The organism is Edaphobacter aggregans DSM 19364 (genome assembly GCF_000745965.1).
GTDB classification, from domain to species: Bacteria; Acidobacteriota; Terriglobia; order Terriglobales; family Acidobacteriaceae; genus Edaphobacter; species Edaphobacter aggregans.
Genome location: NZ_JQKI01000002.1, coordinates 279,325 through 296,270 on the forward strand (window position 1 = coordinate 279,325; position 16,946 = coordinate 296,270).

General features: G+C 59.3%; 15 protein-coding genes. 5 read left to right on the top strand and 10 right to left on the bottom strand.

Annotation, left to right across the window (positions count from 1 at the left end; genetic code table 11):
* Window positions 1-77: 77 nt before the first annotated feature.
* Window positions 78-1,556, bottom strand: a complete 1,479-nt coding sequence (locus tag Q363_RS03835) for a glycoside hydrolase family 125 protein (protein WP_051978320.1) — start codon at window positions 1,554-1,556, stop codon at window positions 78-80.
* Between the two features lie 149 nt (window positions 1,557-1,705).
* Here Q363_RS03835 and Q363_RS03840 point away from each other — a divergent pair, with 149 nt between their 5' ends.
* Both Q363_RS03840 and Q363_RS03845 read left to right on the top strand, forming a co-directional pair.
* Window positions 1,706-4,030 carry a GH92 family glycosyl hydrolase gene (locus Q363_RS03840; RefSeq protein WP_035347966.1) on the top strand — a complete coding sequence of 775 codons (2,325 nt, stop codon included), beginning with the start codon at window positions 1,706-1,708 and terminating at the stop codon, window positions 4,028-4,030.
* Window positions 4,030-4,761: a copper homeostasis protein CutC gene (locus Q363_RS03845; protein ID WP_051978321.1), complete on the top strand. Its 732-nt coding sequence runs from the start codon at window positions 4,030-4,032 to the stop codon at window positions 4,759-4,761. The genes Q363_RS03840 and Q363_RS03845 overlap by 1 nt, the downstream gene beginning before the upstream one ends.
* A gap of 11 nt (window positions 4,762-4,772) precedes the next feature.
* Here the strand turns inward: Q363_RS03845 and Q363_RS03850 are convergent, their stop codons facing one another.
* Window positions 4,773-5,705: a ThuA domain-containing protein gene (locus tag Q363_RS03850; RefSeq protein ID WP_035347967.1), complete on the bottom strand. Its 933-nt coding sequence runs from the start codon at window positions 5,703-5,705 to the stop codon at window positions 4,773-4,775.
* A 222-nt stretch (window positions 5,706-5,927) separates the two neighbouring features.
* On the opposite strand from Q363_RS03850, the gene Q363_RS03855 reads away from it, so the two are divergent.
* From Q363_RS03855 to Q363_RS03865, 3 genes are read left to right on the top strand one after another with little or no spacing between them, the layout of a single operon-like run.
* Window positions 5,928-6,320, top strand: coding sequence for a BlaI/MecI/CopY family transcriptional regulator (locus tag Q363_RS03855; protein ID WP_051978322.1), 393 nt, complete (start codon window positions 5,928-5,930; stop codon window positions 6,318-6,320).
* Complete coding sequence (locus Q363_RS03860) at window positions 6,317-8,338, top strand: M56 family metallopeptidase (protein WP_035347969.1); 2,022 nt, start codon at window positions 6,317-6,319, stop codon at window positions 8,336-8,338. The genes Q363_RS03855 and Q363_RS03860 overlap by 4 nt, the downstream gene beginning before the upstream one ends.
* Window positions 8,338-9,126: a hypothetical protein gene (locus Q363_RS03865; RefSeq protein ID WP_035347970.1), complete on the top strand. Its 789-nt coding sequence runs from the start codon at window positions 8,338-8,340 to the stop codon at window positions 9,124-9,126. The genes Q363_RS03860 and Q363_RS03865 overlap by 1 nt, the downstream gene beginning before the upstream one ends.
* Before the next feature lie 58 nt (window positions 9,127-9,184).
* On the opposite strand, the gene cyoE is transcribed toward Q363_RS03865, so the two are convergent.
* The 8 genes from cyoE to ctaD are packed head-to-tail and all read right to left on the bottom strand — an operon-like array spanning window position 9,185 to window position 16,937.
* A complete protein-coding gene (cyoE, locus tag Q363_RS03870; protein ID WP_051978323.1) occupies window positions 9,185-10,102 on the bottom strand; it encodes a heme o synthase in 918 nt (305 codons plus the stop codon).
* Window positions 10,103-10,987: a cytochrome c oxidase assembly protein gene (locus Q363_RS03875; protein ID WP_051978324.1), complete on the bottom strand. Its 885-nt coding sequence runs from the start codon at window positions 10,985-10,987 to the stop codon at window positions 10,103-10,105. It lies immediately after the preceding gene.
* 11 nt (window positions 10,988-10,998) lie between these two features.
* Entirely contained in the window at window positions 10,999-12,486 is a 1,488-nt protein-coding gene (locus Q363_RS03880; protein WP_035347971.1) for a cytochrome b N-terminal domain-containing protein, read from the bottom strand.
* Window positions 12,477-13,046 (bottom strand): QcrA and Rieske domain-containing protein, encoded by a 570-nt coding sequence (locus Q363_RS03885; protein WP_035347972.1) that lies wholly within the window; start codon window positions 13,044-13,046, stop codon window positions 12,477-12,479. The genes Q363_RS03880 and Q363_RS03885 overlap by 10 nt, the downstream gene beginning before the upstream one ends.
* Window positions 13,047-13,056: 10 nt before the next feature.
* Window positions 13,057-13,779: a cytochrome c gene (locus tag Q363_RS03890; protein WP_035347973.1), complete on the bottom strand. Its 723-nt coding sequence runs from the start codon at window positions 13,777-13,779 to the stop codon at window positions 13,057-13,059.
* Window positions 13,776-14,645, bottom strand: coding sequence for a hypothetical protein (locus tag Q363_RS03895; RefSeq protein ID WP_035347974.1), 870 nt, complete (start codon window positions 14,643-14,645; stop codon window positions 13,776-13,778). The genes Q363_RS03890 and Q363_RS03895 overlap by 4 nt, the downstream gene beginning before the upstream one ends.
* A gap of 9 nt (window positions 14,646-14,654) precedes the next feature.
* Complete coding sequence (locus Q363_RS03900) at window positions 14,655-15,251, bottom strand: cytochrome c oxidase subunit 3 (RefSeq protein WP_051978325.1); 597 nt, start codon at window positions 15,249-15,251, stop codon at window positions 14,655-14,657.
* Between the two features lie 12 nt (window positions 15,252-15,263).
* Window positions 15,264-16,937: a cytochrome c oxidase subunit I gene (ctaD, locus tag Q363_RS03905; protein ID WP_035347975.1), complete on the bottom strand. Its 1,674-nt coding sequence runs from the start codon at window positions 16,935-16,937 to the stop codon at window positions 15,264-15,266.
* Window positions 16,938-16,946: the final 9 nt, after the last annotated feature.

Genomic DNA, 16,946 nt, shown 5'->3' on the forward strand with positions numbered 1-16,946 from the left:
ACAGGCGAAATACAGGTCTTTCGACTCCGCTGCGCTTCGCTCAGGATGACAAATCTTTATGACTGCGTAGTCTAAAGTCAGCTACGAAGAAGTTCAGGGTGTGTGACTGTCAGTGAGCCCAGCAGTTCGCCGAAGAGGGTGTTGGCCCAGGCGAACCAGGCGCGGGTGAAGCGGCGCGGGTCGTCCTTGAAGTAGCTCTCGTGCATGAAGCCGAAGTTTGCGGCCGCGCCTTTGAGCATGGTGAGGGAAAGTCGAATCTCCTGCGGACTGGTGCTGGTGAGAGCGTACATGATCTGCGACATGGGCCAGATCATGTCGCGGCCTATGTGCGGGCCGCCGATGCCCTCGCCGGCGGCGCCGCGGAAGAACCACGGGTTGCGCTCGCTCCAGCAGAAGGCGCGGGTGCGGGCGTAGAGCGCGGGGTCGGGCGAACTGGAGAGGTAGGGAAGTCCGAGGAGGCTGGGGGCGTTGGCGTCGTCCATGAGGAGCTGGCTGCCGTAGCCGTCGACCTCGTAGGCCCAGATGGTCCCTTCTGGTGTGGCTGCGATGGCGTGCTGCTGAAGTGCCTGTTCGATCTCTTTCGCGAGCGTGGTGGCTTCGGTGGCGAGCGCTTCATCGTGCGCGATGGTGTGGGCCATCTCGGCGAGCTGGCGCAGCGAGGTGACGGCGAAGAGGTTGGACGGGACGAGGAAGGGGAAGATGCAGGCGTCGTCGGAGGGGCGGAATCCGGAGGCGATGAGGCCGACGGGTTTGACGGGATTGCCGAGGCCGGCGGCGGGAAGGGTCTCGGTGGAGACGTCGGATTGGCGTTGGAAGCGGTAGGGGCCGTCACCGTGCTTGCGCTGCTGAACACGGAAGGTCTCGACGATGAGGCGCATGGCTTCGCGCCAGCGCTGGTCGAAGGGGCCGGTGTCTCCGGTCTGCTGCCAGTAGCCGTGCGAGAGGCGGATGGGATAGCAGAGCGAGTCGATCTCCCACTTGCGCTCGCCGACGCCGCGCTTGAGCTCGGTCTTGTCCTTGAGGCTCCAGGGGAGCGGCGGCGCGTTGAGGTCGGCCATGAAGGCGTTGGCGTAGGGGTCAATGAGGATGCAGCGCGCCTGACGGCGGATGACGCCTTCGAGGAGATCGCGCAGAGGCCGGTCGTTCTTCGCGAGCGGAAGATACGGCCAGACCTGCGCGGAGGAGTCGCGCAGCCACATGGCGAGGATGTCGCCGGTGAGAACGGCGGTGTCGGGCTTGCCTTCGAAGGTGCCCGGTTCGACGGTGGTGTCGAGTGTGTTGGGGAAGCAGTTGACGAAGAGGCGCGCGAGTTCGGGGTCGGCGATGCGTGGGCTGCGCTCTTTGAGGAAGGCTTCGACGGCGGTGCTCTGGAACTTGCGTTCGGAGGGTTTGGGGCGGCCTTGCGACATGTCCCATGGGGCCTTGACCTCAGGGAGTTGGATGCCTTGCTGCTGCTCGAGCGCGCCTGCGGCCTGAGCGAAGGGGTAGGCCAGGCCGGCTGCGGTGGCGGCGCGGAGAAAGGTGCGTCTGCTGGTCGGAGAGGTGAGGTGTCTCATGAAATTTTGCTTCGAGCCATTCTGTCATAGTTGCGGGTCGTTATCAGGTACGCGAGAATGGTTGTCATGTCGGCCGCATGTCTTTCGAAAGAGTCGCCGTTCACGGTGACAGTCAATGCGGCCGAATCCCAGCACAACATGGAGAATGCATGATCAGCCGTAGGAGATTTCTGGAGCGAAGCGCCGCTGTGTGTGCCGTAAGCGCGCTTCCGATGGGTAAGCTTGTTCACGCCGCGGTTGCCGGTTCACAGGCGGAGGACCCGCTGCGATGGGTCGATCCGCGGATTGGCACAGGTGGGCATGGGCATTGCTTTCCCGGCGCGGCGATGCCGTTTGGCGCGGTGCAGCTTAGCCCGGACACGTTCAACGACGGCTGGGACTGGTGCTCGGGGTACCACGTCTCCGACAGCTCGATCATGGGCTTCAGTCACACGCATCTGAGCGGCACGGGATGCGGCGATCTGCTGGACTTTCTGGTGATGGCGGGAACGGGCACAGCGCATATCGTTCCGGGTGACCGCAGCAATCCGGACGAGGGCTATCGGTCGCGCTTCGATCACACCGATGAGCAGATGGAGCCGGGATACTACTCGGTGCTGCTGAAGGACTATGGGGTGAAGGCGGAGCTGACAGCGACGGAGCGCACCGGGCTGCATCGCTACACGTTTCCGTCAAGCGATAAGGCTTACCTGATTCTCGATCTGCAGCACGGATACGGTCCGGATGCGGGGCCGGTGGATTCAGCGGAGCTGAAGCAGATCGCGCCGGACACGCTTGCGGGGGGGCGGAGGACCTCGGCGTGGGGCAAGGGGCGTCATGCGTACTTCACGATGACGGTCTCGAAGCGGCCGGAGCGAATCGTCTTCTACTCGGATGACCAGGAGGTTGCTGCGCCTGCGAGCGGTACGGAGCTGAAGGGGAAGCATCTGAAGTGCGTTCTTTACTTCACCACGAAGGCCAACGAGACGATTCTGGTGAAGACGGGAATCTCCGGCGTGGATGTGAAGGGCGCGGCGAAGAACCTTGCGGCGGAGGCTCCGGGGTGGCAGTTCGACAAGGTGCGTGCGACGGCTCGCGAGGCCTGGCGCAGGCAGATTTCGAAGGTGAGCGTGACGAGCGCGAACGAGACGCACAAGCGCATCTTCTACACGGCGTTCTATCACATGTCGCTGGGCCCGTCGCTGTTTGATGACGTGGATGGACGCTATCGCGGGATGGACAACGAGGTCCATACGCTGAAGACGGGAGAGAGAAACTTCTCCACGTTCTCGCTGTGGGATACCTTCCGCGCGGCGCATCCAGCCTACACGCTAATCGAGCAGGAGCGCGTGCCGCTGTGGATGAATACGCTGATTCGCATGGCGGAGCAGAGCCCCGCGGGGATGCCGGTGTGGCCGCTGATGTCGACCGAGACGGGAACGATGACGGGTTACCACTCGGCTGCGGTGATCTCGGAGGCGTGCAGCAAGGGCTTTACCGGGATCGACTACGAGAGGGCCTACGCGCTGATGATGAAGCGCGCGATGGTGGACGACTATCGCGGGCTGGGGTACTACCGCAAGCTGAACTACATTCCGGCGGACAAGGAGAGCGAGTCGGTCTCGAAGACGTTTGAGTACTGCTACGACGACTGGGCGATCGCGCATGTGGCTCGCAAACTGGGCAAGAACGATGATGCGGCGATGCTCGTGAAGCGCTCGACCAACTATCGCAACTACTACGACGCATCGACGGGCTTCATGCGGCCGAAGCTCGAAGACGGGAGCTGGACGACGCCATTCAAGCCGATCGATATGGGTCACTCGAAGAAGTGGCGCGACTATACAGAGTCCAACGCGTGGCAGACGACCTTTGGCGTGCAACACGACGCCGCGGGGCTGATCAAGCTGTGTGGAGGCAACGCCGCATTCGTCACGAAGTTGGACGGACTGTTCAACGCGGCACCCGATCTGCCGGAGGATGCTCCGCCGGATATCGCGGGCATGGTGGGACAGTACGCGCACGGCAACGAGCCCTCGCATCACATTGCGTATCTCTACGTCTATGCAGGCGCTCCGCACAAGACGCAGGCACGCGTTCGCAGCCTGCTGGAGACGATGTATGCGGACAAACCGGATGGCATGCAGGGCAACGAGGATGTGGGCCAGATGTCGGCGTGGTATCTGCTGAGTTCTCTTGGCTTCTATCCGGTTGATCCGGTGAGTGGCAACTATGTCCTGGGCTCGCCGCTGTTTGATCGAGCGGAGGTAGAGCTCAGTCGCGGAAGAAAGCTCGAGATTGTCGTCGAGCGCAAGGACCCGGCGCACCAGTACATTCAGTCGTTCACGCTGAATGGCAAGGTGCACGAGCGTGCGTGGTTCCATCACTCCGAGATCGCGCAGGGAGGCAGGCTCGTCTTCACGATGAGCGCTGAGCCGAATCCTGCGTTCGGCGCCGATGAGCCTGTGCTGCCGCCCTCGCTGACGCTCTCGTGATGCGGGAGGTCAGCTTCGAGCTGTGCGCCGAGACGCTCGATGCCTGTCTTGCCGCGCGAGAAGGCGGTGCGGACCGGATCGAGTTGTGCTCGGCGCTCAGCGAAGATGGGCTGACGCCGAGCCATGCTCTCATTCGTGCGGCGGTGGAGCACAGCGGGCTTCCGGTGTACGTCCTGCTGCGTCCTCGCGGCGGAGATTTTGTCTACAGCGACCGTGAGTTTGCATTGATGCGTGACGATCTGCTTCATGCGCGTAGCCTCGGAGCCAGCGGCTTTGCGCTTGGCCTGTTGCGGGCGGACGACACGGTCAATGTGGAGCGCACGCGCGAGCTGGTCGCGTTGGCCGCGCCACTCGAGGTGACGTTTCACCGCGCCTTTGACGTTGCGGCGTCGCTGGGGGCCGCTCTTGAGGATGTGATCGCCACGGGCTGCCGTCGCGTGCTGACCTCGGGGGGCGCGTGCGACGTGGTGGCTGGAGCCACGAATCTAGGGCGGTTGGTGGAGAGTGCTGGCAAGCGTATCGCTGTAGCGGCGGGTGGAGGACTTCGTATCGAGAACGTGGCCTTCGTCGCAACGGCAACGCGGGCGAGGCATTTTCACGGCTCCGTGCGCCGCCGAGTCGAGGACGCAACCAGTCCCGCGCGAGAGAAGTCCGGTCCGTTGGCTACGGCAATGTATGTTGTCGATCCGGGCGACGTTCGTGCGTTGATCCAGGCCCTCAGGCAAGCTTGAAGCAATCAGACTTACTGCGATCGCAGGGGATGCGGCTTGGGTGTGTATGTGGTGAGGCCGAGCGACCAGCGAATGGCCTCGAGGTACATCTGCTGAACGCGCGGGTCGTCCCAGCTTGCATCCAGATGCCCGAGCGTGCTGTAGAAGACGCGCCCGCGGCCATAGTACTTTACCCATGCGATGGGGAAGTCATTGTCGGTGCGATGCAGGTCGGAGACCTTGAGGTTTACCTTTGTGGCGTCGAGCCGCGCCAGGACATCGACGTTTGCGCGGGAGTAGGGAGCATTGGTGGGGACGTAGATCTCGTCACGCAGAGTGAACTGCGGCGGCAGCTGTTTCATTCCAGGAAACGTCGGCTGCTCGATGAGGATGGGCGCGTCCATTACCCCCCAGGGATGATCGTCGAAGTAAGCTCCCGTCATCTCTCCGTACTCGGGCCAGTTGTAGAAGGCATCAATGGCGGAGTGCGCGCCGACGAAGCCTTTGCCGTCGTCGTGCACGAAGGAGAGCAGATCGGCCTTCTGCTGCGCGGAGAGCTCCTCTTCGCCGAGGCCGAAGAAGAAGATCGCATCGAAGTAGTCGAGGTTCTTCGCATTGGTTCGACGAGTGCCCGCAGGCGGCGCGGCGTACCGCCCGGTGCCATAGACTTCGCCCTTGGTGATCAGTTGCGTGTCGGTCTTGATATATGTGATGAAGTCGCCGCTCTGGCGGCCGAGCCGTTCGATGGTCGCGAGAGCGTGCGAGACCGAGTCGTGCTGATAGCCGGTGTGCACATCGCCGATAGCGAGAACCTTCTTCCTGCCAGGGAAGGGATCCTGCGGCGGGGCCGGTGGTTTCGGCGCAGCGTTCGGCTGCTGTGCGGCGACACCGAGGCTCGTTGCCAGCGTGGCAAGTCCTGCGAGGAACGATCTGCGTGACGGATGGTGCGGACGATCTGGGCTCATTTTTCTCCTGAGGCTGTAAGCCAATCCTGATTGAGCACGTCTATCCTACTGAAGCAGGGGCCAGAGTCTCCGGTTGGTTTCTTGCTGCTCCTCTTCTCGGGCCCCGTTGAACAACGATCGTTGCAGAAGACCGGCAGTTTCCATGCCGAAAAAAGAAAAAAACTACAGACCTACGAAAGTTTTCGTTGACATCTACGAATCATTTCGTATAGATTGCACCCCATGAACGAGACACGTCGCCATCTGCCGAAGCCAACCGAGGTTGAACTCGAACTCCTGCGCGCGTTGTGGGACAAGGGGTCCGCCACGGTGCGGGAACTGTTTGAAGTGGTCAGCCAGCAGCGGTCGCTCGGCTATACCTCGGTGCTGAAGACGCTGCAGATCATGACCGACAAGGGGTTGGTCGAGCGCACTGAGGCGGGCAAGGCGCATATCTATCGCGCTGCCGCCAGCCAGGAGGAGACGCAGAGCCAGCTGCTGCGCGACCTGAGCGAGAGGCTCTTCGCGGGTTCGGCGGCGCAGCTGGCGATGCACGCACTGTCGATGGAGCCGGCCAGCCCGGAGGAACTCGACGAGATTCGCAGGATCATCCGGCAGAAAAAGGAGAGGCAATGAACGACTCGATGCAGGCACTGGGCTGGACCCTCGTGCATTTCTGCTGGCAGGCCGCGGCGATCGCACTCCTCTATCGCATCCTCGACCTTGCTCTTTCCCGTTCGCGAAGCAGCGTGCGCTACGCGCTGGCGCTGGCTGCGATGATGGGCATGTTTGCGGTCTCCCTTGTGACGCTCGGCTACGAAGAGATGCGTTTGACCGGGAGCAGTGCGTTTCCGCTGGGGGCGCAGCGCCCTGTGGCAACGCCAATGCAGAGCACACTGGCTCCGGTCATTTCGGATCACACTGCACCAACACCCGAGGCTAACCCGTGGTGGCGGCTGGACCTGTTCTTGCGGCGATTTGTGCCCATGTCGCTGCCGCGCCTGATGCCATGGATCGATGCCATGTGGCTGCTCGGCGTGATGATCCTGTCGCTTCGAACGGTAGGGGGCTGGATGATGATCCGGCGGCTGCGGATGAGTGCGCTGGTCGAGATTCCGGACGCCGTGCGCACGGCCTTCGACAGCCTCTCCAGGCGCATGGGGATTCGTCGGCATATCGACCTGTTTGTGTGCGAGCGCATCTCCGGGCCGCTGGCCATGGGAGTCTTTCGGTCGGTCGTTCTTTTGCCCGTCTCCGCGCTGACGCATCTTGGTCCAGACCAACTGGAGGTGGTGCTGGCGCATGAGCTCGCGCACATCCGCCGCGGCGATTACCTGTGGAACATGCTCCAGACCGTCGTAGAGACGCTGTTCTTCTTTCACCCTGCCGTCTGGTGGCTTGGCGGACACCTTCGCCAGCAGCGCGAGCTTTGCTGTGACGATGTTGCGCTTGGCTGCTGCACCGATCCGATTGTTTACGCAACGGCTCTGCTGCGGCTGGACGAGCAGCGCAGCTCGCGGCTGCAACTGGCGATGGCCCTCGATGGGCACACGGCCGGCCTGGGCCTGAAGGCGCGCATCGTCCGCATTCTCGAGGGCTCGAAAGGGGATGCCCCACTGGGGCGTGAACTGGCGCCTCTTTCCCTGGTCGGGGTCTCGGCAGTGCTCGGGCTCTTTCTTCTGCCCTTGCCAAACGTGTTTGCCGATCACGCGAAGCCTGCGGAGCTTCTCGCTGCAGCCGCGATCTATCCGGCACCGAGGTCGCACGTGGTGGCGGGTGCCAACGACGTGAAGTGCGCCCCGAAGTCGGCGTTTACCTTGAAGGCGCCGCCTGCGCCGAAGGCTCTGCCTGCCGTACCGATTGCCCCGAACAAAGCACTGTCAGGGGTCCGTCCGGTTCCTGAACCGGCCCCGTTGCCCGTTGTGGCGGTCGCGCCGCAGGCGCCCCCGGTCGCCGCTCTAAGTGCTCCACCGCTGGTACCAGCAGTTGGGCCAGCACCGGAGTTGAGCCTGCATGTGATCTCGCAGCTACGTGACGTATTGCCGCACAGGGCGGCGATGTCCCTCATGATTGCCCAGAGGAGTCCTGAGAGAGCCCAGGCGAAGAGCGATTACATCAGCGAGATGCGGGCTGCGGGATACGAGGCGGATCTCGACAAGCTCGTTGCGATGAAGATTCAGGGCGTCACTCCGGAGTATGCGCACAGCATGGCTCAGCTCGGCTACGGAAAGCCGACGGCCGATGAGCTGGTCTCGCTGAAGATCTTCGGCGTATCGCCGGAGACGGTGAGCAAGCTGCGCGCTGCGGGAATCGCGCCGACAACGTTCCGCGATCTCATCTCTTACCAGATTTTCAAGGTCACGCCGGAGTTTGTCGCTGCCATGAAGGACGCGGGCTTTGCCGCGATCCCGACCAACAAGCTCATAGCGCTGCGCGTCCAGAATGTGACTCCAGAGTTCGCCAAGTCCGCACGTCAGCAGTATCCAGACATCACGGTCGACCAACTGGTTCAGCTTCGCATCTTCCACATCGATCAGGCGTTCATTGCCTCGGCAAAGAGCCATGGATTCGATCAACTCACAATCGACAAACTAATCAAACTTCGCATCTCGGGACTGCTCGATGAGGGCGGTCAGAAATCGGAGAACAAGTGATGAGCTTCCGTCGCGTATTCGGGATATTTCTCATTGTCGTGGGGATTGTGTCGCTGGTGCATGCCGACGAGATCCTCAACGCCTTGAAGGGATCGTGCCGCATTACGGCATCGACGCAGGCGAACCGGTTTGAGTTGAGACTCGAACGAGGCTCGTGCGCAGGCGATCGTGATTGCCATGAGAGCACAGTGACGGAGCCGGCAGACGCCTTCACCGGCCTGTCGCTCTCGGATCTTGGCAGGGATGGATCACACGTCGACGCCGTGCTGCGCGCGGAGGCAGGCACGCTGACCTGCTCGGGCAGTGTTCACGAGTCGGCGCTCGTCGGCGAGTTTACCTTCGAGCCGAACCGTGGCTTTGTTGTTCGCATGGGACAGCTCGGCATTACTGGCTTCAACTCGAACAACCTCGAAGCCTACACGTTGTTCCGCATCGATTCGGGGTGGGTGCAATCCCTGCAGAAAGAGGGGATACAGGGCATCAACTCCGACAATCTGATTGCGATGAAGATCTTCAATGTCGAGCCGACATATGTCCACAGCATGACCGCGCTGGGATATCCGACACCTTCTGCAGAGAAGTTGATTGCGATGAGGGTGCATAAGGTCGATCCTGCCGAGGTCAAACAGATTCGTGCGCTGGGCTACGAACCCACGCTCGATCAACTGGTGGAGATGCGCATCTTCAAGGTGACGCCGGAGTTTATCGAGCGCATGCAGGCGCGCGGACTCAACAATCTCACCATCAGCAAGCTGGTCCAGATACGCATCTTCAAGCTGGACGAGTAGCAATGCTCAGGTGTGGGAGCGTGTAGCAATGCGCACTCCGGGGTAGTCGAAGTGCCCGTTAGTGTAACGTGATTCTCAGCGCGAACAAGAGCGGAAGATACACGATTGAAGCCGCGAGCAGTCGGCGTGCAGCGACCCTCGATCGTTGAAGCACGAATTCCAAGCCGAGGTAGAGAAAGCCTAGACCCAGCAATAGTCCCGTGCAATTAGAAATAGTTGCGTGCCCCGTCCAAAATTGCAGGATGCTGATTGGAACTAAAGCAAACAGCGGCACTAGGGTTTGCAGGATCACGAAAGCGATTCTTGCGTTCCCTTTGGGCAACATCAGGTAGCCGGCGCGGTCGTAGTCTTCGCGGTACATCCATGCGATTGCCATGAAATGTGGGAACTGCCACAGGAAGAGGATGGCGTAGAGTAGCCACGCCTCCATAGGCAATCTCCCTGATGCTGCGGCCCAACCGATCAGTGGAGGCATAGCACCAGGAAAAGCCCCGACCAGAACGCAAAGAGGCGTTCTTCTTTTGAGCGGTGTGTACAAGAACAGATAGGAGAGTAAGGTAAGTAGCGCTAGGAGACTGGCGAGCACGCCGGCGGCTACTGCGAGATAAAATACACCCACCGCCGACAACACAATCCCAAAGGCTAAGACTGCATGCGGTTCAAGACGGCCAGCAGCGGCGGGACGCCGGGCGGTCCTGCGCATTTGAGCATCGAACTTTCGCTCGATGTACTGGTTCAGTGTCGCAGTCCCGCTTGCAACCAGCAATGTCCCGAGCAACGTATTGAACAATGCGAGGAATGAAAACTGTCGTCCTGCGTTTGCACAACCCAGATAGAACCCTGCAAATGTTGTGATCAAAATTAGGAAATTGACTTCCGGCTTGGTTAGCGCCCAGTAGTCAGAGAGCAAGGTGGACGCTGTAACACAACGGCCTGGAGGCGTATCGAGTGCGGTGACAAGAGGCTCGCCGGACATTTAGACGACCTCCACACTGTGCCGCGTGGTCTGCGGTGCCGCACTGGGTTGCGAATCTGATTCCACAGTTCTGTACTGTCGCGATGTTGTGGGCGAGAGTAGCCGCATCGCGACGATTGTTCCGGCGACTAGGTACACCACCGTAACGATGGTCCACATCAACGCACCGGCGCATTGCTGGTCTTCGAGAGCCGACAGGCCGAAGGGCTGTGATGAGGGGAAGTAAACGGGGTACACCACGCGATCGCAAAAGACCAGAAATCCGGAAAGAATATCGCATGGCAATGTAGCGAAGAAGAGATACAAGAGAATCGACCACTCTGGCCATTTCGAGACCATCGGCCAGGGCTGGATGACTGGCCACCAGTAGAGAAGGCCGGTCACCAGGAACGATACTTGCTCAATTCCATGCCACATTCCCGACTGCAGCCCGAGCATAAAAAGAGGCGGAATGTGCCATCCGACGAGTGTGGCAGCCGCTCCAAACCAGGCAGCTACAGGGTGCGCCAGCGCCTTGCCCAGCTGCCTTATTTGGGGATGGCGACACAGAGAGATGACCGCTTGCTCGATTTGCTGCGGTAAACCCCATAGTAACGCTTTGACGGGCGCACCGAGCCAGATCAAGGGAGGAGCAAGCGTCATGAGCAGCAGATGTTGAACCATGTGGGCTGTCAGCAACTGGTGATCGAGCCCCATGACAGGAGAGGCGATCGCAATCCAGATAAAGAACAGTCCGATGAGAAAGCTGACGGCGCGCCAGGCCTCAATCGTTTCGAGGTCAAACCTGCGATTACGAATCCATCCACGCACGTAGATCAACGCGAGCAGAATCAAGGCTGCGGAAACTGAAAGCGATTCGAACGCGGTGTGATGAGCATGTGGCATCGATTGTGCTCCTATTGCTGAGCGCGGGGTGCTTTTTGGGCACTAGCACCAAGTACCTTGTCACGTGATGCATCGCGTGCGGGAGCTTGCTTCGCAGGATGTAAGGTTTCGAGAAATGCCACGAGTGCGGTAGTCTCTGCCGGGCTCAGGTTGTTTCCATAGGCAGGCATGTTGCCGCCGCCCTGAATCACCTGCCGGATGAGCTGATCTTGTGTCAGTCGAACGGCGACACCGTCCAAGGCCGGGCCCCTCTGCCCACCAGTATCGCCAAGAGCGTGGCAATTGCGGCATTGCTTTACCTGAAACACCAGCGCGCCCTGTCGCTCCAGTGCGGTTGTGTCGTGTATGAACCGATCCGGGACGGGATCACCGCTCCACGCATTCATGTGCGGGCTCCATGGCGTGAATTGCGCCATGCGGGTGAAGGTCCCGAGGGTGATTGCAATCAGCAGCACCGTGAGGACCGCCATCGGCCTCCGCTTCCAGCTCTTTTCTCCTTCGCCCGATAGAAACGGTAAGAGGATCAGCGCAACGATCACCAAAACTGGGCCGATGAGAAGAAATGGCGTCTCAAGCGATGGAGGAAGCAGTGACAGGAGAGCGTAAAGCCAGAGAAAAAAGTAATCGGGCTTTGGAGCAGTCTGGATAATCGTCGGATCGGGTTGGCCGGTGGGCCCGAATGGACCGAAGTAGAAGGCGCACGCGGCGATGGCCAGAAGGATAAACGCGGCGAAAAACAGATCTTTCCAAACCGCATACGGAACGAAGGGCGCACCATCCTCCTTCGTCAGGGTGTGATATTCGTGTTCATAGGTTGCTCGTTTTACGATCCGTCCGGGCATCGGCCATTCGTTGATCCCCAGCTTCATCACCATCAAGAGATGAAGACCGACTAACGCGATTAGCAGTCCGGGAATTACGAAGACGTGCAGTGCAAAAAATCGGGAGAGCGTTGCGCCGGCGATGATTGGCCCACCTAACATGAGTTTTACAGCTGCAGGCCCGATGATGGGAACGCGGCTGACGATGGAAGCTCCGATTCCCAGTCCCCAGTAGGCGTCCTGATCGAAGCGAAGGACCTGTCCGCTGAAGGCCATGCCCAACGTCATCAATAAGAGGAAAACGCCGACGACCCAGGTGAGTTCACGTGGGAACTTATGGGCTCCGAACAGAAACACCTGTGCCATATGAATAAGCACAAGCGCCACCATGAAGTTGGAGCCCCATCCATGCATCGCGCGGATGAACCAACCCAGCGCCACCTGATGATTCAGAGCCTGCAGGCTGGTCCACGCTTCGCCAGCTGAGGGCACATATATCAGCGCCAGCAGAATTCCGGTCACAACCTGGAGAAGGAAGACGGTGAGCGCCGCGCTGCCAAACACGTACCACCAGCTCGCCGTGTTCCGTGGCACGGGATGTTCGGCGGCTTCGCGCATTGGCGCGGCCAGCTGCAAGCGATGGTCGACCCATTCGCCTATCTTGGTGATCATGCGCATGGCGGCTTCTCCGTGGACAGACTTGCCATGGATGCACCGGGGGTGGGCAACTCCCCGGCCTTAATCGTGATCAAACCGTTCTCCACCTTGTACGGATATTCGAAGAGTCCCCGTTCCGGTGGCCCAGAAGCGCGCGAGCCGTCACGGTAGTATGCTCCACCGTGACAGGGACACATGAACAGACCCGATTGGGGAAACCAGCGGACCGGGCAGCCGAGATGCGCGCAGTTGATGGCAAAGACCTGGAACTGATCGCCTGCGACACGCCGTACCCAGCAGGCAGTGTCCACGGTCTTGCCATCTGTTGGCATCACGTATGGATTGCGAAACGTAGCCAGCCGCGTCTCGCCCGCAGGAAACTCGTTGATGTGACCGAGTGGCACCCAGGAGAGGTAGGCATCCGCGCGGCCGCCGGTGACGGACGAAAGAAGAAATCGCACAATCGGCACACCCAACACCATGGCCGCAAGCCCATTGAAGAGGATTCCCAGCTTCATGAAAAATCCGCGGCGGGTGATCGTAGCGTCCGTTTGCGGGGCAATGACAGGTTCAGTCGACATATCTGGACTCCTAGTGCGCGTAATTCGAAGCGGAATAAGGCTGCCCGGGATTTTGCACGCGGCGTGACGCAAGCCAGGCAACGACATCCGTGACTTCCTGGTCCGTCATCGGCTTCCCAGCAACGTTTCCGCGCCAGTCTGGCGCGCCCAATTCTGGCCGGCCAGCGATAACGGTCGTGCGTAGTCCCTGATCGCTGACGAGAGCTAAATATGAATCATCCGTGATAGCGCTGCCCCGAGGGCCGCCCTGACCTCCACGGCCGTGGCACGATACGCAATACGTTCCATAAACAACTTCGCCCTGGGCGGCATCGCCCGTAGCTTTTGCGGCATAGGAAGGTGGATTGCTTCCTTCAAGGGTCCCTTTTCGCGCCCAGCGAGAAAATATTCCGCTCGTAATCACATCAATCTGTTTATCCGTCAGCATGCCTCCTGCGCTTTGCGCGAAAGCAGGCATCGAGGTACCATGTACGCCATTCGCGACGACGCTGCGCATTGCGTGTTCGTCGATAATGGCGAGATAAACGGGATCGGCCAGCGCGAGCGCTGCTCCTCCTCGTCCTTGCGCGCCGTGGCAGCCCGAGCAGTTTTCTCCATAGAGAGTCGCAAACTCCAAAACCTCGCTCGGCGCAATGGATTCCGTGTCCTTTTGGGGCTGACCATGCGGAGAGTTGCAACCGGAGAGCAGCAGGCTCAGCACTGCGAACGCACATAGATAAGCAAATCGGTTCATGGGCGCTTCTCTCCGCTTTCTCGTGGTGGGATCACTCCCGGAGCATGGACCCCCGCGCGTATGGCGAATGACAAGTTCTCGTACGTTGTCGTAGGCGACTGGCGCACTACAACGAGGCCTGCAACGACACCAAACGCTACCTGGGAAGCAATGAACCAGGGCCAGTCAATGTCCCTCGTGAGCAACGGGTTCAACAAGCCGAGAATTGTGTAGAGCAGCCCCGACCACAGCACTGGAGCGATAAGTCCTCCGAGCACAATGGGACGGCGTGGAAACATGGGAAGCATCGCGCCATAGAGCAAACCGACAAGAGTAGACACGAGCACGTGCATCCCTAAAGCAATCGCAAAGCTGTCCGCATGGAAGGAATACACCTGTGTGGAACCGAGCTTTAGTGATTCGGCGTATACGCATGCCGCAAGCAGGTTGATTGGGTACCAGATGCTTCCGATCTTCAGCACGCCATACGCACAGGCCAGTACGGCCATAGCTACGCACCCAGCCAGTCCGCCCTTCACGCCGGCTGATACTGGATAAGTCTCTATAGGGAGCCACGCTCGCATATGGTGTTCGATCGGAATCACCTCAACGAGCCGGCGCTCTGTAGTGATGCGAATGTCTTCGGGAACCACGGGCACCATCTCGTGGCGCTCGTGCGGGAAGACTTCGCGAAACCACCCGATGCAGCCTGCTAGACAAAGCACAGCGCCAAGGACGCTGACCGACGCGCTCGTAACGAGGCCCGCAAATAACAAGGTGGATCCAAACGCAAGGACAAAGGGCCACGCTGTCGGCGCGGGCAGTTCTATCTCGTGCGGCATCCCAGAGTGTTCGTGCATGCGTTCTTTTGTCAGCGGCGTTGACATTTATTCTCCTCAGCGGCCCAGAACGTAAACGACTGTGAAAACCACGACCCACACGGCATCCACAAAATGCCAATACAACCCAAGCACTTGCACTCGGTGCGACTGTTCCGCGTTCACCCGTCCGGCCAAAGCAAAGATCGCGACAATCACTAGCATGATGAGACCGACGGTTACGTGAAACGCGTGGAGGCCGACGAGGGAGTAGTAGGTTGTCCCAAAGAGGTTCGTTGAAATCGTCAGGCCGTGTTCGTAGATCAGCCTGTGCCATTCCACGCCGGTGCCATATAAGAACAACGCGCCCAGAGCAATGGTGAGGAGCCATAAGACGAGAAACGCGCCCCTTCTCGCATGTTCAAGCGCTTTCTCGGCAAAATGAATCGTCAGGCTACTCGACAATAAGCAGATCGAGTAAAAGATCGGAGTCTCGAGCACTTCGCGCGGGGTCGGTCCGGTGAGGCTCTTCCCCAAATAAAAGAGATAAGCGACGACAAAGATCGTGAAGATCGCCGACTCGGCAATGATAAGACCGGCCATTGCGATCTTACCGCGATCGCGAAGGCTCCAAGTCGCCGGTGCTTCTGGGAACGGACTTGCCATCGTACTCATTGCTTTTTTCCTTTATTCATAGAGGCTATCCGGGTCGTCGGGATGCTTCTGGTCCCACAATGGGCGTCGGCTCGCGACCACTGGAATGGAAGCAAAGTTATATGCAGGCGGAGGCGAACTTATCGACCATTCGAGTGTCCATGCGTCCCAGGGATCATTGCCCGCCTTATCGCCCTTGAAGTAGGAAATAATCATGTTAGCCACAAATACCAGGACGGCGATGGCTTGAATGAAGGCGCCGATCGTGATGAGCAGATTCAAAGTATCCCAACCGCGGTCAGGTTCGTAGGTGTAGATTCGGCGGGGCATGCCCAGGATCCCGGGAATGTGCATCACATCGAAGGTCAGATGGAAGCCGATCAGGAAAAGCCAGAAATGCCATTTGCCCAGGCGCTCGCTCAACATTCGGCCGGTCACTTTCGGGTACCAGTAATAGAACGCGGCAAAGAGGGCAAACAGGATTCCGCCGACGATCACATAATGGAAATGAGCCACAACAAAATACGAGAGGCCAAGCTGCCAATCGAAGGGCGCTGCGGAAAGCATGATACCGGTGAGACCGGCAAGCAGGAATTGAAATAGAAATGCTATGGAGAACAGCATCGGCACTTTGAATCGAATCCTCCCGCCCCACATCGTGCCAACCCAATTGAAGATTTTAATTCCGGTGGGAACGCCGACTGCCATTGTAGTGATGGTGAAGAAACTGTTCGCGTAAGAGTTCATCCCGATAGTAAACATGTGGTGCGCCCACACGCTCATGCTCACGAAGGCGATACAGACCGTGGCCGCGACCATGACCGGATATCCGAAGATCGGTTTGCGGGAAAACACCGGGATGATTTCAGACATGAAGGCAAAGCAGGGAAGAATCAGGATATAAACCTCTGGATGTCCGAAGATCCAGAAGAAGTGCATCCACAGCACGGCTGACCCACCAGCCTGCGCATCGAAGAAATGCCCTCCTAAATATCGATCGATGAGCAACATGATCTGCGCCGCGGATAGGGGGGTGATCGTGATCAGGATCATTCCCGCCATTATGAAGTTGATCCAAACCAGTAAGGGCATGCGGCTCAGCTTCATTCCGGGGCAGCGCATGCACAGAACGGTCGCGATGATATTGATTCCGGTTCCAATGGTTCCGAATCCGGAGACCAGGAGTGACAGCGTCCAATAATCGGAGCTGTGACCTGGCGAAAAGGCCCGCGCCGTCAGAGGTGCGTAGGCCCACCATCCCACGTCCGGTGCATTGCCAGCCCCGTAGAGCCCGCTTCCGCCCACAAAGCTGAAGTAGAGAAGAACTCCACCGAACGCTGACAGCCAGAAGCTGAAGGCATTCAGCCGCGGAAACGCCATGTCCCGAGCACCGATCATTATCGGCACAAGATAGTTCGCAAACCCAAACAGGATTGGCATAGCCACGAAGAAAATCATGGTCGTGCCGTGCATCGTGAACATGCGATTGAAGACTTCGGGTGAAACAAAGTCGTTATGCGAATGAATGAGCTGGATGCGAAGGATAAGGGCCTCTATCCCACCAACCACAAGGAAAAAAAGGGCATAGACGATATAGAGAATGCCCAATCGCTTGTGATCGACCGTAGTCAACCACTCGTGAAGGCTGTCCACCCATGGCTTCTCTTCAACCTGCACGCCGGGAATCGTGATGACACTCGATGACATAGTCGGTCT